This window comes from Methylorubrum aminovorans, from assembly GCF_022179725.1.
Lineage (GTDB): Bacteria > Pseudomonadota > Alphaproteobacteria > Rhizobiales > Beijerinckiaceae > Methylobacterium > Methylobacterium aminovorans.
In genome coordinates this window covers 84,394-103,954 of sequence record NZ_BPRC01000007.1, presented here as the reverse complement: position 1 = coordinate 103,954, position 19,561 = coordinate 84,394, and the positions used below count along the sequence as shown (strand labels likewise).

Genomic DNA, 19,561 nt, shown 5'->3' with positions numbered 1-19,561 from the left:
CGGCATCAGTTTAGGACGAAACCACCGCTCCCGTCAGGGCACCGGGCGCCGGTCTCCTTAAGGAAGCGCGGCGGTGTTGCACCCATGCCCGTGTGCCGGGCGTTCAGATCGCCTGCACTTCCCGCACGGAGGGGAGGAAGTGGCGGAACAGGTTCTGCACGCCCTGGCGCAGGGTCGCAGTCGAGGACGGGCAGCCCGAGCAGGCGCCCTTCATCTCGAGATAGACGATGCCGTCGCGGTAGCCGCGGAAGGTGATGTCGCCGCCGTCGCCCGCCACGGCCGGGCGCACGCGGGTCTCGAGAAGGTCCTTGATGGTGACGACCGTGTCGTGGTCGGCCTCGTCGTAGAATTCCTCCGTCTCGTCCTCGGCCAGCGCCGTGCCCTCGGCCAGCACCGGGCGGCCGGACTGGAAGTGATCCATGATCGCCCCGAGCACGGCCGGCTTGACCTGCGGCCACTCGTTCACGCCGTCGGCCTTGGTGACCGAGATGAAATCGTGCCCGAAATAGACGCCGCTCACGCCCGGCACCGCGAACAGGGCGGTGGCGAGCGGCGAGCGCTCGGCCCCGGCGGCGTCGCGTGCCTCGAAGGTTCCCTCGGGCAGCACCACGCGTCCGGGCAGGAACTTCAGCGTGGCGGGGTTCGGCGTGGCTTCGGTCTGGATGAACATGTGGAAATCCTCGGGTCCGCTGGCGCCGGTTCAAGGCCGGCCGGGAAGCGGCACCGGGATCAGCCGGCGCCGCTTTCCATGTGGACCGATGGACACGGATTCTCAACCTGCCCGGCGACTTGTTGCGCAGCGGCATCCGGTGTAGGAAGCCCGTTCATCACGCATATCGTTCGTATCCGCGCCTGAGGAAGGAGCCGCCTCGCATGGCTCGCGTCACCGTCGAAGACTGCATCGAGAAGGTCGAGAACCGCTTCGAGCTGGTCCTGCTCGCCAGCCACCGCGCGCGCCTGCTCGCCGCTGGCGCCCCTCTGACCGTCGAGCGCGACCGCGACAAGAACCCGGTCGTGGCCCTGCGCGAGATCGGCGATGAGACCATCACGGCCGAGGATCTCAAGGAGCAGCTCATCCACTCGATGCAGAAATACGTCGAGGTGGACGAGCCCGAGGCCGAGACCGTGCCGCTCCTGTCGAGCTCGCCCGCTGCCGCGGCCGTCGCGCCCCAGTCGTCCTCCGACGACAAGGACGTGCAGTTCGATCGCATGAGCGAGGACGACCTTCTGCGCGGCCTGGAGAATCTGGCGCCGCCGACCGAGACCGACGACGAGGGCGAGTAAGCCTCCCCTTCCAAGCCGAGGCCACGTTCGCGCCCGCCCTCGATCCCGAGCGGCGGGCGTTCTCGTCTCGGCTTGCCTGTCCTGCAACCGGCGCAGGGCTTTGCGCATCATCCCGAAAGCTGGTCGCCGGCTTTCGGAAAAAGATGATGCAAAACGATGCCTCAGAGAAACAGTTACGCTGCGTCTGCGACGCCTTGGGTCTGGCGCAAGAGGCGCTGATGCAGGAAGCTGTTGCACGACGACGATGGCCGGTCCCGGCCGGACTTCCGACACATCGAGAGCAGGATCCTTCGGCGGATGATGCGCCAGTACGAACTCGTGGAGCGGGTCAAGCGCTACAACCCGGCCGCGAACGAGGCGCTTCTGAACCGCGCCTACGTCTATGCCATGCGCGCGCACGGCACGCAGAAGCGCGCCTCGGGTGATCCGTTCTTCGCCCACCCTCTCGAAGTCGCCGCGATCCTCACCGACCTGCGCTTGGACGACGCGACCATCGTCGCGGCGGTGCTGCATGACACGGTGGAGGACACCGCCGCGACCCTCGACGAGATCCGCGAGATCTTCGGGCCTGAGATCGGCGCGCTGGTGGATGGGCTGACCAAGCTCAAGCGACTCGATCTGGTCTCGAAGCGCGCGGTACAGGGCGAGAACTTCCGCAAGCTGCTGCTCGCGGTCGCCGAAGACGTGCGGGTGCTGCTGGTCAAGCTCGCCGACCGCCTGCACAACATGCGCACGCTCCACTTCATGCGCGACGACAAGCGGGCGCGGATCGCCGAGGAGACGCTGGACATCTACGCGCCGCTGGCCGGCCGCATGGGTATGCAGGAGCTGCGCGACGAGCTGGAGGATCTCTCGTTCCGCACGCTCAAGCCGGAGGTCTACGCCACCATCACCAAGCGGCTCGAAGACCTCTCGGCCAAATCCGGCAGCGTCATCGAGAGCATCGAGCACGACCTCACCGCCCGGCTTGGCGCCCGCGGCATCACCGCTGCGGTGAAGGGGCGGCTGAAGAAGCCGTTCTCGATCTGGTCGAAGATGGAGCGCAAGTCGGTCGCCTTCGAGCAGCTCTCCGACATCGTCGGCTTCCGCGTAATCGTCGGCACGGTGGCGGATTGCTACGCCGCCCTCGGCGTCGTGCATACGAGCTGGCCGATGGTGCCGGGCCGCTACAAGGACTACGTCTCGACCCCGAAGCAGAACGACTACCGCTCGATCCACACCACGGTGATCGGGCCGAAGCGCCAGCGCGTCGAACTTCAGATCCGCACCGCCGAGATGGACGAGATTGCCGAGTACGGCATCGCCGCCCACGCGCACTACAAGGAGGCCGGTAAGGAGGGTGCGGAGGGCGAGGTCCACCCCCGCCTCGCCACCGAGAGCGGCGCCTATCAATGGCTGCGCCGAACCATCGAACTCCTGGCCGAGGGCGACTCGCCGGAAGAGTTCCTGGAACACACCAAGCTCGAACTGTTCCAGGACCAAGTGTTCTGCTTCACACCCAAGGGCCGTCTCATCGCCCTGCCGCGGGGCGCCACGCCGATCGACTTCGCCTATGCGGTGCATACGGATGTCGGCAACACGGCGGTCGGCGCCAAAATCAACGGGCGGCTCGCGCCCCTGCTGCACGAACTCGCTAACGGCGACGAGGTCGAGATCGCCCGCTCCGACGGCGCCTCGCCGCCGGCGGCCTGGGAATCGCTCGTTGTCACCGGCAAGGCCCGCGCCGCGATCCGCCGGGCGACCCGCGCCGCTGTCCGGCGGCAATATGCCGGCCTCGGCCGCCAGATCCTCGACCGCGCCTTCGAGCGGGCGGGCAAGAGCTTCTCCGAGGAGAAGCTGCGCGGCGCCCTGCCCCGGCTCGCCCGCGCCTCGACCGAAGACGTGTTCGCCGCCGTTGGGCGCGGAGAAATGTTTTCAGGCGACGTGGTGAAGGCGGTCTATCCCGACTTCAAGGACGAGCGCCGGCCCGGCGCGAGTGGCGGTCCCGCGGCCAGCGGCGCGGCCGGGCGCCTCACCCGCTCCAAGGATCAGACCATGCGGCTGACCTTCTCGGGCGAGGCCGACGGCGTCGCGGCGACGGGCAGCATCCCGATCCGCGGCCTGGCCGGCGACCTGCCGGTGAGCTTCGCCCCGAACGGCGGCGCCCTGCCGGGGGACCGCATCGTCGGCATCCTCACTCCCGGCGTCGGCGTGACGATCTACCCGATCCAGTCGGCGGCGCTCGCTGCCTTCGACAACGAGCCCGAGCGCTGGCTCGACGTGCGCTGGGACGTCGAGGGCTCGCAGGAGCGCTTTCCCGCCAAGCTCGCCCTCGAATCGATCAACGAGCCGGGCACCCTGGCGCAGATCGCCCAGGTCATCGCCGAGCACGACGGCAACATCGACAACGTCTCGATGAAGCGGCGCACGCAGGACTTCACCGATATTGCGATCGATCTCTCGGTGCCGGACCTGAAACACCTCACCGCCATCGTCGCGGATCTGCGGGGCAAGCGTTCGGTGAGCCGGGTCGAGCGGGTGAACGGTTAGAGCGCCTTTTGACGAAGTGGTTGCCGCTTCGTCAAAAGGCGCAGCAATCGAGAGCCTGGAGCCCGGCGATTCGCCTTCGGCTTGCGCCCCGTGCGCGTCGCTGCAACAAGCGGCGGAACGCGGCTTGGTGAGCGGATGAGCATGACACCGGAAGAAGTCCTCGAAGAGTTCCGTTCCGCGGGCGCCCTGATGCAGGGGCACTTCATCCTCAGCTCCGGATTGCGCTCGCCGACCTTCCTGCAGAAGATGACGATCTTCTCCGATCCCGCGCGCACTGAGCGGCTGTGCCGGGCGCTGGCCGAGGTGATCACGCGGCAATTCGGCCGGATCGACATCGTGGTCTCGCCGGCCATCGGCGGCATCATCCCCGGCTACGAGACCGCCCGCCATCTCGGCGCCAGGGCGATCTTCGTTGAGCGTGATCCGGGCGGCCCCTTCACCCTGCGCCGCGGCTTCTCGATCCCCGCGGGAACCCGCGCCGTCATCGTCGAGGACATCGTGACGACCGGGCTCTCGGCCCGCGAATGCCTCGCCTCCCTGAAGGACGAGGCCGGAGAGGTGGTCGGCGCGGCCTGCCTGATCGACCGGTCCGGCGGACGCGGCGAGATCGGATTGCCGCTCGTCTCCCTCGTGACCCTCGATATCCCGACCTATTCCCCCGACGCCCTTCCGCCGGAGCTCGCCGCCCTCCCCGCGGTCAAGCCGGGCAGCCGGGCCATACCGGCGCCCTGAGGCCGGGCTGCGCGGTCGACATTTCTTGCGAGCCGGGAGAGCCGTTCAAGATTCCACTCAAATGAGCCGATGTCGACCCGAGCGTCCCGGCAACTTCAAGTGTGTATGGTTTCCATCTGATCGATTGTGCATCTCGCTTTGCAATTGGCACTATGAAAATGATTTTCAGCCTGGGCCGTTGGTTGTGAGGTCATTTCTTCGCGCGCGGCGCGTGCAGGTGCGGTTAACTCTGTCTGGTGCTTGACAGAGCTTGCCCCCTCGGCCACCACGGTGGTGGCTCGGGGTGGTGCTGTTCGCACCGTCGCGAGTGCTGCCGTCCTTCGCCAGTATGATTGTCCGGCCGTGCGACGGCCTGTATCGGCACTCGGAGGCGATTGCCTGTCGAGAATGCGAGAATTCCGAACCTTGATTGTGTAACGATCTCGCGTTTTCTGTACTGCTTTCATGCCCGAATTTCCAACAAAATGACTTTCATCTCCAGCACACGGGTCGATCAATGAGTGATAAACAGCGCACCGCAATTTTCATTGATGGCGCAAATCTGTATGCGACCACGAAGGCGCTCGGATTTGACATCGACTACAAGCGGCTGCTCAAGGATTTTCAGACCCGCGACAATCTCATCCGGGCCTTCTACTATACTGCGATGATCGAGGATCAGGAGTATTCCTCGATTCGCCCTCTCATCGATTGGCTCGATTACAACGGCTACCGCGTCGTGACGAAGCCGGTGAAGGAGTTCACGGACTCGGCCGGCCGCCGTAAGATCAAGGGCAATATGGACATCGAGCTCGCGATCGACGCGCTCGAACTCGCTCCTCACATCGACCACATGGTGCTGTTCTCCGGCGACGGCGATTTCCGCTCGTTGGTGGAGGCGATCCAGCGCCGCGGCGTCCGCGTGTCCGTCGTCTCGACGATCCAGACCCAGCCGGCGATGATCGCCGACGATCTGCGCCGTCAGGCGGATGAGTTCGTCGATCTGGCCCATCTCGCCAACCGGATCGGTCGTGACCCTAGCGAGCGCCCCGCGCGCGCGCCCGGCGACGGTCCCCGCCGCGACTTCGCCGAGCGCGCGCCCCGCGCCAATCCGGGGCTCGAGAGCCGCTACGGCATCCGCCCCGGCCCGTCCGACGAAGAGGCGGAAGGCTGAGCGGGACAGCGCGGCCCCGATCGCGATGACGGGAGAACGACCCTCACCGTCATTGCGAGGCGAAGCCGTGGCAATCCAGGGCGCCGCCCCATCTGGAAAGGTCGCGCCGCTGGATCGCTTCGCATGTGCTCGCGATGACGGCGGGGCCGGCTCGAGCCTCTGACCAAACCCAGAACGGCCTCAGCCCTTGTCGCGCATCAGGCGGGCCTTGTCGCGCTGCCAGTCGCGCTGCTTGACGCTCTCGCGCTTGTCGTGGAGCTGCTTGCCCTTGCCCAGCCCCAACTCGACCTTCGCCCGCCCCTTGTCGTTGAAGTAGATCTTCAAGGGGATCACCGTGTAGCCCTGGCGCTGCGTCGCGCCGATCAGCTTGTTGATCTGGCGGCGGTGCAGCAATAGGCGGCGGGGCCGCTTGGTGTCGTGGTTGAAGCGGTTCGCCTCCAGGTATTCCGGGATATAGGCGTTGAACAGCATCAGGTCGTTGCCCGACGGCCCGGCATAGGATTCGCCGATCGTCGCCTTTCCGCCGCGCAGGGATTTCACCTCGGTGCCGGTCAGCGCGATGCCGGCCTCGAACGTGTCCTCGATCGCGTAGTGGAAGCGAGCGGAGCGGTTGTCGGCGACGACGCGCCGGCCGGGATCGGGTTTGGGTGCCATTCTTCTTCAGGTTCGCGATCGGGCGGCGACGGCTCACCGATATGGGGACCGCCGCCTTGTCCGGCGAGGCGTCCCGCCGGATTGTCTCGGATCAGACAGAAATCGTCAGATCAGTCCGGCATGGGCCAGCGCGGCATCGACCGCCCGGCGACAGCCCTCGGTGGCCGGCACCAGCGGCAGGCGCACTTCTTCCGACATCAGTCCGAGCCGCGAGAGCGCATACTTCGCCGGCACCGGGTTCGATTCGTAGAACATCTGCACGTGCAGCGGCATCAGCCTGTCCTGAATCTTCAGGGCCTTGGCGTAATCGCCCGCGAGCGTTGCTTCCTGCAGGTCGGCGCAGAGCCGAGGCGCGACGTTCGAGACCACGGAGATGCAGCCGTGGCCGCCATGAGCATTGAATCCGAGCGCCGTCGCATCTTCGCCAGAAAGCTGGATGAAGTCTTCTCCCATGGCCTGCCGCTGGAGGCTGACACGGTCGATCTTGGCCGTGGCGTCCTTCACGCCGGCAATGTTCTTCAACTCGAACAGCCGCTTCATGGTGTCGACGCTCATGTCGACCACGGACCGGCCGGGGATGTTGTAGATGATGATCGGGATGCCGACGGCGTCGTTCACTGCCTTGAAGTGGGCGTACATCCCTTCCTGCGTCGGCTTGTTGTAGTAGGGCGTGACGGTGAGCACCGCATCCGCACCGACGCTTTCCGCATGACGGGCCCGTGCCACGGCCTCCCGCGTCGAGTTCGAGCCGGCGCCCGCGATCACGGGCACCCGGCCGGCGGCCTCGGCGACGCAGATCTCGACCACGCGGTCGTGCTCGGAGTGGCTCAGCGTCGGGCTCTCACCGGTGGTGCCCGTCGGCACCAGGGCGTGGGTGCCCTGCTCGATCTGCCAGTTCACGAATTTGCGGAAGGCCGACTCGTCGAACTCGCCGTCGCGGAAGGGGGTCGCGAGCGCGGTCATCGAGCCGCGAAGGCGGGCGTGGGTATCGGTCATCCTGGCGTTCCCGGCCGTTCTTCTTGCCTGTCTGGCATAACCCGGCGGCTTCGGCCGCGCACGGGTCGCGCGAGACATAGGCCCTCCCCAGCCCGCGCGCAAACGCTTCGCTTGCGCAGTTAATGCCTTCTTAACGGACCGGAGCCCAGCTTAAGGCTTGGCCTCCGTGTCGGGGTGTCTGATGACCTTGGCGTTCCCCGCTCGCTCCCTGCCCCTGCTGCTCGGGCTCGTCCTGTCCGGCTCCCTCGTGCTGCCGCAACGCGGCACGGCGAGCGAGCTGCGCAATCCGCAGCCGGCCTCGGCGCCCGCCGCACCGGCGAGCGACGCGACCGCACCCGCAGGCCAAGTCAGCGATGGCGGGGGCCCGGCCGCCGATCCGGTCGCGGCCGACGCGCTGCGGCTCGATCCGAGTGCGGGCGAAGCCGCCTCCGACAAGCCGTTGCCCGCCGCGGCCTCGGCCTACGCCTCCACCGAATCGGATGGCCCGGTCGCCTTCCCGCTGCCCGACGCGGCCGTCTCGCCGGCCGCTCCTGCCCCCGAGGTACCGGACCCGGCCCGGCCGATCGCCTCGGGCGAGACCGATCTCGGCCAGCTCCGCGAGGCGATCGACCTCTACCGCAAGGGCAAGGTCACCGACGGCGACCGGCTCGCCGCGGGCTTCACCGATCCGGCGGCACGGGCGCTGCTCGAATGGGTGGCGATCCGGGCCGGGGCCGGCGTCAGCTTCGAGCGCGTCGTCGCCTTCACCCGCACCAATCCCGATTGGCCGGCCGGCCCGCTGCTGCGCCGCCGCGCCGAGGAGCGGCTTCTCACCGAGAAGAAGAGCCCAGGCTTGGTGCGCGCCTTCTTCGCCACCGCGAAGCCGACCAGCGCGCCGGGCAAGTTCGCCCTGGCCTTGGCCCTGCGTGCCGACGGGCTCGATGCGGACGCCGCCGACCTCGTCCACGATCTCTGGCGCGAGGAGAGCTTCGGGCGCAGCCTGGAAGCCAAGGTGACGGACGCCTTCCCCGGCGTCCTGACCGTGATCGACCACCGCTACCGGATGGAGCGCGCCCTCCTGAAGGAGGATTGGGCCACGGCCGCCCGCGCGGCGGAGTATGCCGGCGGCTCCTATGCCAGCCTCGTGCGCGCCCGCCGGGCGGTGCAGGGCAAAACCGGGGCGACCCCGGCCCTCGCCTCGGTGCCGCCGTCGCTGCGCAACGATTCCTCCTACCTGCTCTCGCGTGCCCAGTATTTCCGCCGCGCCGACAAGGCGGCCGAGGCGGCCAAGGTGCTGCTCTCCGCCCCCACCAACCCGGACGTCATCGCCGACGGCGACACGTGGTGGGTCGAGCGCCGCATCGTCGCGCGCAAGCTGATGGATGCGGGCGATGCCAAGACCGCCTACGCGGTGGCCGCGGCGCACTCCGCCCGCACCTCCGAGAAGCGGATCGAGGCCGAGTTCCATGCCGGCTGGATCGCACTGCGCTTCATGACCGACCCGGCGGCGGCCGAGCGGCACTTCGCTTCTGCCGCGAGCGTGGCCGAGACGCCGATCTCGCTGGCGCGTGCTGCCTACTGGCAGGGCCGCGCGGCGGAAGCCGCGGGCAAAACGACCGAGGCGAAGGGCTTCTACGAGCGCGCCGCGCTCCAGCCGATCGCCTATTACGGGCAGCTCGCTCGCGCCCGGCTCGGCCAGCACAGCCTGCCGCTCCGCCGCGCCGCCGAGCTGAGCCCAACGGCCCGCGCCGCCTTCGACGACCGGCTTTTTATGCGCGGACTGAAGCTCCTGTCGGCCGCCCAGATGAAGGAGCTGGCGTTGCCGCTCTACATCGACGCCGCCCGCTCGCTCACTGAGGAAGCGCAGGTCAACGCGCTGGGCGAGGCTGCGGTGCAAGCGCGCGACGCTCGCGCGCTGGTCGCCATCGGCAAGCTCGCCACGCAGCGCGGGTTGGCGCTCGACACGCACGCCTACCCGACCATCGGCATTCCGGACTACGAAACCTTCACCGCGGTGCCGCAGGTGGAGCGGGCCATGGTCTTCGCCATCGCCCGGCAGGAGAGCCAGTTCGATCCCCGCGCCCAGTCCGGTGTCGGCGCGCGCGGCCTGATGCAGATGATGCCGGCCACCGCTCAGCGCACGGCCAAGCGCGTCTCGACCTCCTACGAGACCGACCGACTCACCAGCGATCCGACCTACAACGCCCGGCTGGGACAGGCTCATCTCGGGGAACTGATGGAGGACTGGAAGGGCTCCTACATCCTCGCCTTCGCCTCCTACAACGCGGGCGGCGGCAACGTGAAGAAATGGATCGACGCCTACGGCGATCCGCGCCGGCCCGATGTCGACGCGATCGACTGGGTCGAGCGCATCCCCTTCACCGAGACGCGCAACTACGTACAGCGGGTGATGGAGAACCTGCAGGTCTACCGCAACCGCCTCGACGGCAAGAGCGCGCTCCTGATCGAGCGAGACCTCGCCCGCGGCGCCCGCACAGCCGTGAGCGCCGAGGCGCAGCCGGTCACGCCGTAGCGGCTCCTCCCTGGTAGTGGCGGCGAACCATCGCCTCTACGAACGGCCAGAGGCCGGGGACGCCGCGCTCGATCACCGGCCGGTAACGCGCCAACACCTGCGCCTCGGTGAGGCCGTTCTCGGCCCAGGTGCCGCCTTCGGTCAGCGTGTTGAGCAGCAGCGGCTGCAGCCGGTCGAGCGCCTTGGCGAAGCGGGCCTCCGCCGTCTCCACCATCTCGAATTCTCGCCACAGGCCCAGGAAAAGGTCGCGTTGCGCCGCGGGGAGTAGCCCGAAAATCCGCTCGGCCGCGGCCGCCTCGACCAGGGCCAGCGCGGCGGCGTCGTAGGCGCCGTGGATCGGCACGTCGCCGGCATCGACCTCGACGATGTCGTGCACGAGCAGCATCGCGACGACACGGCCTAGATCGAGGCCGGGGGCGAGATCGCCGAGGACGAGGGCGAACATCGCCAGGTGCCAGGAATGCTCGGCCGAATTCTCGCGCCTTCGCTCGCCGACGGTCCGGTTCTGGCGCAGCACCGCCTTGAGCCCGTCGATCTCGGCCAGGAAAGCGAACCGGCGCGCAAGGGCAGAGGCGTGGTCGTTCACGTCGTCCATGTCGGTGTTCCTGGCATTCCGCGGCACCGTTGAAGGGTTCGGGGCACCCGGGCAAGATGGCCCCGCGATCGATTTCCCACAGGCATGGTCGCCCGGCGCCTTTTGGATCGCGGCGCGAGCACCGATAGACTCGGCTCGCCATGGCCATCACGGATTCGATCTCTGACTCGACCCTCCGCGGCATCGAAGCCCGCCTCATCGCGCGGGCAACGGAGTCGGATGACGGGGAGGCCATCGTCGCGGAGTTCTGCGAGGCGCTCGTCGCCGCGGGTCTCCCGCTCTGGCGCCTCAGCCTCGCGGTACCGGTGATCGACCCCGTCTTCCGCGGGGTGAGCATCGCGTGGCGGCGCGGGCAGGGTATGGCGTACTTCCCCACCGTGCACGGGCCGGAGGGCGAGGACACGTTCTACCGCAGTCCCGTCGGCTGGCTGCGCGCGAACGACCTCGCTTTCGTGCGCTGGCGGCTCGAGCGATCGAACGGATGCCCGAACCTTCCGCTCCTGGGAGAACTCAGGCAGGCGGGGGCCACCGATTACCTGCTTCATGCCGTCGCCTTCGCGCCCGGCAGCGCCATGGAGGGTGTCGGCATCTCGTTTGCCACCGACCGTCCCGGCGGCTTCACCGAGATGGAGCAGGCGATGGTCGCCGGGCTGGTGCCGGTGATTGCCCTGGTCACGGCCAAGCTCAGCCTGTCGCACACCATGCGTGAGATGCTCGGCACCTATCTCGGACCGGCGACGGGAGCGCGGGTGCTCGCGGGCGAGATGCGGCGCGGGCAGAGCACGGTCGTCCACGCCGCGATCCTGCTCGCGGATCTGCGCGGCTTCACGGCGGTGGCGGATCGCGACGATCCGCTGAAGGTGGTGGGCTGGCTCGACGAGCATTTCGATGCGCTGGGTGAACCGGTACAGCGCCACGGCGGCGAGATTTCGAAGTTTCTCGGCGACGGCTTCCTCGCGGTCTTCCCGGTTTTCGAGCCGGACGCCCTCGCCTGCCCGGCCTGCGCCGGCGCGTTCGACGCGGCACGGGAGGCGCTGGCGCGCAATGCCGGACTGAACGCCTCCCGCCGCCGGAACGGCTTGCCGCCCCTGGAGGCGGACATCGTGCTCCATTACGGGCGGGTCGTGTCCGGCAATGTCGGCACCGACCGGCGCCTCGACTTCACGGTGATCGGGCGCGCGGTCAACGAAGCGAGCCGGATCGAGCGTCTGTGCGATGAACTCGGGCGCCCGCTGCTCCTCTCGGATGCCTTCGCGCGGCGCTGCTCCACACCCCTCGTCGCGGTCGGCGAATTCGCCCTACGCGGCGTCGGGCGCAAGCAGCGGATCTGGGGGCTGTCGGCGGAGGCAGCCGTCCCGTCAGAGCGGACGGCCGGCGAGGGAGCGCCCGAGCCCGCCCAGAACGCAGCCCGCGAGGTAAGCGCCTAGCAGCCCCGCGCCCGATTCGATCCAGAGGCCGGGCGCACCGGGGACTGTTCGTAGCGCTGCCAGGCCGGACAGAATCGCAAGGCCCGTGAGCAGAAGCCCGGCGGCCGCCAGGGCGAGTCCGCCCCGCGGAAGGCCGGTGAGCGTGCCGATGACGAGGCCGAGCCCCAGCGCCGCCGCCAGCGCCGGCCAGAGTGAGGAGAGGACGAGGGTCACGAGCGCAGGCTGAAGCCGATGCCCTGCCGGTCGGAGAGCGGGGCGATCCCCGTCGGCGCGGCAGCGCGCTCCAGCGGCACGCCGGCCTTCTGGAGGTAGTCCACCACCGCAAGCGCCCGCGCCCGCGCGAGGTCGGCGCCGGCCTCCGCCCGCTCGGCCTCGGTCTTCTCGGGCTTCGATTCAGACTTGGACGCTTCCTTGGCCGCTTCCTTCGGCTCCGCCTTGGCGGCCTTCGATTTCGCGTCCTTCTTCGACTCCGGCTTCGCGCTGACCTTGGAGGGTTTGGGGGTCGTCTCCTTCGCCGCCTCGTCGGCGACCGGGTCGGCCTGCGCCTCGGGTTTCGCCCCGGCCGGATCGAGATGGCCCACGACCTCGATCCGCTCGCCCGGACAGGCGCGGGCCAAAGCTGCCACCGCGTCGAGAACCGGGTAGAACTCGGGCGCGAGCGCCGTGCTGCCCGGAGCGAAGCGCAGGGGATGGCCGGCGGTGCGCTCGGCCAGACGTTGCCCGCAGGCGCCCGATTCGGCCGTGACCGCCGGCTTGTCGTCGGATGCGATCGTGACGGTCGCGCTCCAGCCGGCCGGCAGCGCCTGGGGCAGCGTCCGACCGAGGCGGGCGGCGCTCTCCGGGTAGAGGCTCGTTCCGGTGAGGCGCAGATGGGTGCCGGTGATCGTCAGCTCACCGCTGGCCAGCGTCGAGAGCGGATCGACCGCCGCGGCCAGTGCCGCCGTTAGGCCGGTCGGGGCGCCGGCCGCCAAGCGCGTGCGGTCCTGGATCGATTCGCGGAAGAAGCGCGGGTTGAGCCGGGCCAGCAGCGCCTCGCGGCCCGCCTGATCGGGCAGATGGCCGCTGACGGTGACGCTGTCGGCGCCGCGGCGGATGCGCAGGACGTAGGGGACGATGGGGCGTGCGGTGAGCGCCACCCGGCCCGCACTGACACCGGCCGGGCGGGCCTCGCGCATGAGCCCCTCCGCCTCGGTGACCGCCGCTTGATCCAGGGCGTTGCCCTCGACCGAGACGACCGCGCCATCGGAACTGACGCGTCCCTCGTGCAGTAACGCGGCGAGCTTGAAGACGAAGCGGGCCAGTGCCGGCCCGTCGACACCCTGCGGCAGGCCGCGGGCATCGCGCAGCCGGTCGTCGATCGCGGCGCCCTCGGCAGCCTGCGCGGCGGCGGCACGGATCTCTTCGCGGGCGCCCTCCGAGGCGACATGACCGTTGAGTTCGAGGCTGCCATCCGGCCGGCGAGTGACGCCGAAGCGGAAATCCGCGACGACCGGCGGTGTGATCTCGACCGTGCCGAGTGTGTAGCCCTGCGGTGGTGTGGCCAGCGCCGTGCGCAGAGCGTCGTAGGCGGCGAGACTGGCCGCCTCGCCGCGAATCGAGAGAACGGTGTCGTTGAGCGTGGCGACGGCGCCGGTGGTGAGATCCTGAAGCCGCTCGACGGCAAAGGCCGCCGCGTCGGGGAAGTCGCGCGGCGCACCCCGTGCGGCTCGGGCGTGATCGCTCAAGGTGGTGTCGCGCGGCAGGGCCGGCTTCAGCCGCTGTGCCAGCTCGAAGGCGCCGACCTCGGCCGGGCGACTGCCATTGGTCTCGACCCGGTCGGCCGCGGGACGCTCCACCGACCAGACGAAGGGGGACACTTCCTCGATCACGCCGGTCCGGTCCGTGAGGCGGCGGACGCCCTCGATCGCGGCGAGCCGGCCGACGGCCGCCTCGCGCTGGGAGGCTTCCGGCGCCTCGCCCGATGCGGTCAGGTCGCGGCCGGTCACCGAGACCCGCAGCCAAGGCTCGGGCTGCCCTTCCCCGGTGCCGGCGGCGATCGCAGAGGCCTGCCGCTCCAGGCGGGCGCTGACGCGCGACAGGCCGAGAGAGAAGGCCGCCACGGCGATCAGCAGGAGGATGGGAAGGCCGGCGAGCCAGCCGGCGCGGACCAGGCGCGAGCGTGACGGAGCGCCGTGCGGCGGTGATGAAGGCGGAAGCGAAGGCGCGGACATAGGCTCGACCTCCTCGACGGCCGGCGATGATGACCAGGAGACACGCGCATCGGGGCGCTTTGAAGGCCGGGCGCCCTGCAGGCGGTCGCGAACCGCACGCCCGATCCGGCTCACGCAAGACCAAGAAAAAACCCCGGCCGCGAAGCCGGGGTCTGGAGGACGTTCGTCGTCTTCGGGTCCCGAACGCCCGGGACGCCGATGATTGCGAGCGGCAGGCACGCGGCCTGCCGCAGGTTCGTCTTAGAAGTCGCGCTGCACGCGGAAGCGGGCCTGGAACACGTCCTCGCTGCTGACGGTGCGGGTGGGCACTTGGGCGTTGCCGGCGCCGATGAAGCCGCCCTTGTCCTGGTCGGCAACGCGGCCGCCCTTGACGCCCGTCCGGATGTACTGGCCCTCGACGCCGATATCGAGGTCCTTGACCGGCGACCAGATCAGGCTCGCGCCGGTGACGATCTGGTAGGTGTCGCGCAGCGACTGGCTGGTGGCGTAGCCCACCGGGTTGGTGAGGTAGGAGCCCGGAGCCACAGTGTTACCGCTGTTGACCAGAGCGTTCGCCTGGCTGGTGGCCTGGCGGGCGCCGGTCGGGAACCAGATCTCACCGTAGCTGGCGTAGAAGGCCGAGCGCCACTCCGGCGACCAGTAGTGGAGGTACGAGGCCACCGCCGTGAAGCTGCTGGACAGCTCGATCCGGCCCGACAGCGGGTTCACGACCGCGTCGGCGAGATACTGGTTGAACGGGTTGCCGGCATAGACCGAAGCGTTGGCAAGGTAGCCGGCGGTGAAGCGGTTGATGCCGGTGTAGAACGAGGTGCCCTCGCCGTACGAGCCCTGGAGGTAGAGGCCGTCGCCCGGAGCGATGAAGGGCAGGTTGAACTTCACGCCGCCCTGGACCGCCCAGCCGTACTCGGTCTGCACGCCGTCGCCGAGACCGCGCGCCGCCAGGAGAGTCTGAGCGTTCGCGGCGCTGCCGCCGGGGACGCCGACCGACGAGATGAAGCCGCCCACGTTGATCTCGCGCACGGCGGCGGAGAGCTGAGCCGAACCCCACGGAGCGTCGTAGCGCAGCGAGCCGACGAAGTCGGGCAGGCGCGAGCGCTGCACAGCGTCGATGAAGGCGACCGAGGTGGCGTTGCCCAGGGCGTCGGTGCCGAGGATGATCGGGGTCGGAGCGGTCGTCAGGACCTGCGAGAGGGCACCCGTGCCCGCGGCAGCACCCGCGGCCGGGACCGCGTTCGTGAAGAGCGGGTTCTTGCGGTAGTTCGGATCTTCCATCGAGATCGTGGCGGTCCAGCCGTCACCGAACTTCTGCGTGTAGGCGAGCAGGTTGGTCGACGGCATGTTGGAGCCGAGCGAAGAGCCGATGATCTCGTAGTCGGCGGCGTAGAAGTCGTAGAACGAGGAGGCGCGACCGGCGGTCAGGCCGGCGAACTGGATGAACGCCTTGTCGACGTTGACGAAGTTCTGGATGCGGCCGAAGGCATCCTGACCGGTGCCGGAGAAGGCGTAGCCGCCGCGCAGGTTCGTGCCGGAGGAGAGCTTGGTGTGGCCGGTGCGGCTCGCCATGTCGACGCGAAGGAAGGCGCGCAGGGTGCCGTAGCCGGTCTGGGTGCGGGTGTCGAAGGCGAAGCGGGCGAGGCCGACGAAGCCCGAGAGGTCGCCGCCGCCGGTGACACGACGGTTATCGCTGCCGATGTAGCCATACTCGGCGCGGGCGCGGCCGGAGATGCGCAGGCAGGTGTCGGTGCCCGGAATGTAGAAGAAGCCGGCGCCGTAGGCGGTGCAGACCCGGACGTACTCAATCGGAGCGGCCTTCTTCACCGGCAGGTCGGCGGCCTGAGCCCCACCCACGATGGTCAGCCCCGCTGCCGATCCAAGGAGAAGGCTCTTCACGAGCTTCATGGTAAACCCTCCAGAAGTTTCGAGACCCACGGGATCGGACTTCTGTTTTGGTTGGGCTCCCATCGCTGAGAGCGACCCGACCAGTCCTTGTTTCCCTTGGAGCTTGGGCCTTCCCACTCGGGTGTTGGCCAAGCCGCAGCGGGGTTATCCCGTCCGCAGCGGCACCATGGTCGAGCGTGGCCGTACGGGCAACAGGCATAACAGTCTTGGAGGTGTCACAAAGTGGCTTCGCTGCCGTCTGTTGCAGCACCGCAACTTAATCCCTGCCCAACCGAAAAGTTTTCCCCGCTAACAAGGTGAGGCGAAGGATGATCTCGGGCACGGCGCGGTGGGACTGATGAACGGAGCGGGCGCGGTCAGCCGCCCTGCGCCTCGCGCTGCATCTCCAGGGTAAGCCAGCGCTCCTCGGCGGCAGCGAGTTCGGTCTCCGCGGCACCGAGCATCGCCGTCGCCTTCTGGAAACGTCCGGGATCGCGTCCGTACAGGCCTGGATCGGCCAGGACCTCGCGCAGCTTGGCGATTCCCGCCTCCAACTCGGCCATGCGCGTCGGCAGCGTCTTCAGTTCGTGCTGTTCCTTGAAACCGAGCTTGGTCCGCGCCGGAGGCGATTCGGCCCGCGGCGCCTTCTCCCGCGGCTCGGGGCGGTCGCGGGCAGCCTTGTCCCGCCCGTCGCTGCGGGCCTCCACGCCGCGTCCGCGCTGGCCGAGCATGTCGGTATAGCCGCCGGCATATTCGACCCAGCGCCCCTCCCCCTCGCTGACCAGGACATTGCCGGCGACGCGATCGAGGAAGTCGCGGTCGTGGCTGACCAGAATCAGGGTGCCGGCATAGTCGCCGAGCATCTCCTGCAGCAGGTCGAGGGTCTCGAGGTCGAGGTCGTTGGTGGGCTCGTCGAGCACGAGGAGGTTGGAGGGCTGGGCGAGCGCCCGCGCGATCAGCAGGCGGTTGCGCTCGCCGCCCGAGAGCACGCTCACCGGGGTGCGCGCCTGTTCGGGGCTGAAAAGGAAGTCCTTGAGATAGCCGATCACGTGGCGGCTGCGCCCACCCACCGTGACGCTGTCGCCGCGCCCCCCGGTCAGAACCTCCGTGACCGTGGCGGTGTTCTCCAGAACGGCGCGCGTCTGATCGAGATGGACCATGTTGAGGCCGGTGCCGAGGCGCATCTCGCCCGAATCAGGCGCGAGGGAGCCGGTCAGCAGATTGATCAGCGTGGTCTTGCCCGCCCCGTTGGGGCCGACGATGCCGAGCCGGTCGCCGCGCAGCACCCGCAGGGTCAGGTCGTGGACGATCCGGCGCTCGCCGTAGGATTTCGAGACGTGCTTGGCTTCGGCGATCAGCGTGCCCGAGGCCTCGCCCTCGCTCGCGGTCAGCACCGCCTGCCCCACCGGCCGGCGGTGCTCGCGGCTCTGCTTGCGCAGGTTCTGCAGGTCGGCGAGCCGGCGCACGTTGCGCTTGCGCCGGGCGGTGACGCCGTAGCGTAGCCAATGCTCCTCGTCGGCGATCTTTCGGTCGAGCTTGTGCTTGTCGCGCTCCTCCTCCTCGAAGAAGGCGTCGCGCCATGCCTCAAAGCTCGAAAAGCCCTGCTCGATCCGCCGCGTCACCCCACGGTCGAGCCAGACGGTGGCGCGCGACAGGGCCGAGAGGAAACGGCGGTCGTGGCTGATGAGGACGAGGGCCGAGCGGGTGCGCTTCAGCTCGTTTTCCAGCCACTCGATGGCCGGCAGGTCAAGGTGGTTGGTGGGCTCGTCGAGCAGCAGGATGTCGGGCTCGGGCGCGAGGGCCTGGGCCAGCGCGGTCCGGCGCGCTTCGCCGCCTGACAATCGGCGCGGATCCTCGCTGCCGTCGAGTCCCAGGCTCTCCAGCAGGTAGCGGGCGCGGTGGGCGTCGTCGCCCGGCGCAAGACCGGATTCCGCGAAAGCCAGGGTCGTCTCGAAGCCGGAGAAGTCCGGCTCCTGCGCAAGGTAGCGGATCGTGGTGCCGGGCTGGACGAAGCGCACGGCCCGGTCCGGCTCGACCAGCCCCGCGGCGATGCGCATCAGGGTCGACTTGCCCGAACCGTTGCGGCCGACGAGGCAGGTGCGGTCGCCGGGCGCGATCGTCAGCTCGGCCCGCTCGATCAGCGGCGTGCCGCCGAAGGTGAGCGCGACATCCTGAAGGGTGAGAAGCGGGGGAGCGGCCATGCCGGGCTTATGGCAGCAGCCGCAGCCCGGAACAACGGACGCCTCAGGCGGTCGGGTTCGCCGGCCCCGTGGGGGTCGAATCGGGGAGGCCGGGGCTCTCGACCGGAATCTCGGTCGGCACGTTGCCAGGCGCCTCCGCGGGTGTTCCGCCGGGGATTTCGGGGCCGGGACCCGGTTCGGGGATCTGCGGCGTGTCAGGGGTGGCGGGGCCGGGCGTCTCCGGTCCCGGGCTTGGGATCTCGGGGCCGGGCGTGGGAGTTTCCGGGATCGATCCGGGATTGGCCATCGTTGAGCACCTCGCTGACGGCGCGTCCGCCGCGCCGCCGTCCGGGCCAACGGAGAGCAGGCAGGCGGGTTCCGTTACTTCTTGGTCAGGAGGAGCTTGTTGCCTTCCTTGCCGACGATCTTCTGGATCTTCTGTGCGAACATCGACAAGAGCAGTGGCATGCGCACCTCGACGCGCACCACGTCCTGGCCGACGTCGATCTGGCCGTCCACGGTCTGAGCCAGGGCCGTCACCGAGTAGTCGAGCCGGTCGCCGGTCCAGTTCAGGGTGTTGATGGCGATGCCGCTCTTGCCGAGCGCCTCGCGCACGTGGGTGGTACCTTCGTCGATGCGCCGCCGGGCCTCGTCGCGGCCGAGTTCGTGCGGAATCTCGACCACCATCGGCTTCGCCATCTCGACCCTTCTCCTGTCCTCAAAGCGCGGGCCCGGATCGATGATCCGGGCCGCACATCATCTCAAGAGACAATTATGGGAACGGGTCGGTTCCCCGGCAACGCTCGGCGCGCCGGCGCCGGTCGCAGGGGAAGGCTCCAGTGGCCCCGCGCCTTCAGCGCACCACGTTGAGCGAAACGTAGCTGGTGCCCGACATGCCGATGGCGCGAGCCGAGCCGCGGGCCAGATCGATCACCCGGCCGCCGACGAACGGGCCGCGATCGTTGATGCGCACGACGACGGAGCGTCCGTTGGAGCGGTTCGTGACGCGAACGCGGGTGCCGAAGGGCAGGCTGCGGTGGGCGGCGGTGTATCCGTTGGGGTTGAAACGCTCGCCGTTCGCTGTCTTCCGGCCGCTTCCGTACCAGGAGGCCTGGCCGCTCTGGGCCTGGGCGGGCAGCGTCGCGAGGGCGCCGATGACGGTCACGAGGCAGGCGGCAGCGGTCCGGTTGGAAACCTTCATCGAAAATCGCATTCCCTTGTTATTTGCGATGTGCGTTGAGCGCTGCGGAAAATGAGCCCGATCTCGGCCAAAATAAGACAGGGATTTTGTTCCCGGCGTTAGGCTGCTGTTAAGACTATCCGTCGCCGCTCTCGCCCATCCTGTCGCAGCAAGAATTGATTACTTGGTGCGAGCCCGGTGCGTCTTATCGCTGGGATATCAAAACTGGCG

Annotated in this window: 17 protein-coding genes; 6 read left to right on the top strand and 11 right to left on the bottom strand. The window is 68.9% G+C overall.

Annotated elements, in window-relative coordinates; translation table 11 throughout:
• Window positions 1-103: 103 nt before the first annotated feature.
• Window positions 104-670: a NifU family protein gene (locus MFF24_RS11965; protein WP_108941036.1), complete on the bottom strand. Its 567-nt coding sequence runs from the start codon at window positions 668-670 to the stop codon at window positions 104-106.
• A gap of 203 nt (window positions 671-873) precedes the next feature.
• Between MFF24_RS11965 and rpoZ the strand changes: the two genes are divergently transcribed.
• The 4 genes from rpoZ to MFF24_RS11945 all read left to right on the top strand — a co-directional run bounded on the left by rpoZ (window position 874) and on the right by MFF24_RS11945 (window position 5,698).
• The gene (gene rpoZ, locus MFF24_RS11960; protein WP_108941035.1) at window positions 874-1,284 is read left to right on the top strand and encodes a DNA-directed RNA polymerase subunit omega; all 411 of its coding nucleotides are present in this window, start codon (window positions 874-876) and stop codon (window positions 1,282-1,284) included.
• 297 nt (window positions 1,285-1,581) lie between these two features.
• Window positions 1,582-3,813, top strand: a complete 2,232-nt coding sequence (locus MFF24_RS11955; protein ID WP_238224640.1) for a RelA/SpoT family protein — start codon at window positions 1,582-1,584, stop codon at window positions 3,811-3,813.
• Window positions 3,814-3,954: 141 nt separating this feature from the next.
• On the top strand, window positions 3,955-4,545 hold the full coding sequence (gene pyrE / locus MFF24_RS11950) for an orotate phosphoribosyltransferase (protein ID WP_166059947.1): 591 nt from the start codon (window positions 3,955-3,957) through the stop codon (window positions 4,543-4,545).
• 496 nt (window positions 4,546-5,041) lie between these two features.
• Window positions 5,042-5,698, top strand: coding sequence for a LabA-like NYN domain-containing protein (locus tag MFF24_RS11945; RefSeq protein ID WP_133090921.1), 657 nt, complete (start codon window positions 5,042-5,044; stop codon window positions 5,696-5,698).
• Between the two features lie 180 nt (window positions 5,699-5,878).
• On the opposite strand, the gene smpB is transcribed toward MFF24_RS11945, so the two are convergent.
• Together smpB and dapA are read right to left on the bottom strand one after the other, a co-directional pair.
• Complete coding sequence (gene smpB, locus MFF24_RS11940; RefSeq protein WP_108941032.1) at window positions 5,879-6,352, bottom strand: SsrA-binding protein SmpB; 474 nt, start codon at window positions 6,350-6,352, stop codon at window positions 5,879-5,881.
• Between the two features lie 105 nt (window positions 6,353-6,457).
• Window positions 6,458-7,348 (bottom strand): 4-hydroxy-tetrahydrodipicolinate synthase, encoded by an 891-nt coding sequence (gene dapA, locus MFF24_RS11935; protein ID WP_108941031.1) that lies wholly within the window; start codon window positions 7,346-7,348, stop codon window positions 6,458-6,460.
• Window positions 7,349-7,535: 187 nt separating this feature from the next.
• On the opposite strand from dapA, the gene MFF24_RS11930 reads away from it, so the two are divergent.
• Window positions 7,536-9,860, top strand: coding sequence for a lytic transglycosylase domain-containing protein (locus MFF24_RS11930; RefSeq protein WP_238224736.1), 2,325 nt, complete (start codon window positions 7,536-7,538; stop codon window positions 9,858-9,860).
• Here MFF24_RS11930 and MFF24_RS11925 read toward each other — a convergent pair.
• Window positions 9,850-10,455, bottom strand: a complete 606-nt coding sequence (locus MFF24_RS11925; protein ID WP_238224639.1) for an HD domain-containing protein — start codon at window positions 10,453-10,455, stop codon at window positions 9,850-9,852. The genes MFF24_RS11930 and MFF24_RS11925 overlap by 11 nt on opposite strands.
• Before the next feature lie 140 nt (window positions 10,456-10,595).
• On the opposite strand from MFF24_RS11925, the gene MFF24_RS11920 reads away from it, so the two are divergent.
• A complete protein-coding gene (locus MFF24_RS11920; protein ID WP_238224638.1) occupies window positions 10,596-11,882 on the top strand; it encodes an adenylate/guanylate cyclase domain-containing protein in 1,287 nt (428 codons plus the stop codon).
• On the opposite strand, the gene MFF24_RS11915 is transcribed toward MFF24_RS11920, so the two are convergent.
• The 7 genes from MFF24_RS11915 to MFF24_RS11885 form a co-directional block, all read right to left on the bottom strand.
• On the bottom strand, window positions 11,814-12,095 hold the full coding sequence (locus tag MFF24_RS11915) for a hypothetical protein (RefSeq protein WP_238224636.1): 282 nt from the start codon (window positions 12,093-12,095) through the stop codon (window positions 11,814-11,816). The genes MFF24_RS11920 and MFF24_RS11915 overlap by 69 nt on opposite strands.
• Complete coding sequence (locus MFF24_RS11910; RefSeq protein WP_238224634.1) at window positions 12,092-14,092, bottom strand: OmpA family protein; 2,001 nt, start codon at window positions 14,090-14,092, stop codon at window positions 12,092-12,094. Before MFF24_RS11910 ends, MFF24_RS11915 begins: the two co-directional genes overlap by 4 nt.
• A gap of 240 nt (window positions 14,093-14,332) precedes the next feature.
• Entirely contained in the window at window positions 14,333-15,991 is a 1,659-nt protein-coding gene (locus MFF24_RS11905; RefSeq protein ID WP_238224632.1) for a porin, read from the bottom strand.
• 356 nt (window positions 15,992-16,347) lie between these two features.
• Window positions 16,348-18,171: an ABC-F family ATP-binding cassette domain-containing protein gene (locus tag MFF24_RS11900; RefSeq protein ID WP_238224631.1), complete on the bottom strand. Its 1,824-nt coding sequence runs from the start codon at window positions 18,169-18,171 to the stop codon at window positions 16,348-16,350.
• Between the two features lie 43 nt (window positions 18,172-18,214).
• Window positions 18,215-18,457 carry a hypothetical protein gene (locus tag MFF24_RS11895; RefSeq protein WP_133090929.1) on the bottom strand — a complete coding sequence of 81 codons (243 nt, stop codon included), beginning with the start codon at window positions 18,455-18,457 and terminating at the stop codon, window positions 18,215-18,217.
• A 74-nt stretch (window positions 18,458-18,531) separates the two neighbouring features.
• Complete coding sequence (locus MFF24_RS11890; RefSeq protein WP_238224630.1) at window positions 18,532-18,849, bottom strand: polyhydroxyalkanoic acid system family protein; 318 nt, start codon at window positions 18,847-18,849, stop codon at window positions 18,532-18,534.
• 154 nt (window positions 18,850-19,003) lie between these two features.
• A complete protein-coding gene (locus MFF24_RS11885; RefSeq protein WP_108941023.1) occupies window positions 19,004-19,351 on the bottom strand; it encodes a septal ring lytic transglycosylase RlpA family protein in 348 nt (115 codons plus the stop codon).
• Window positions 19,352-19,561 lie beyond the last annotated feature (210 nt).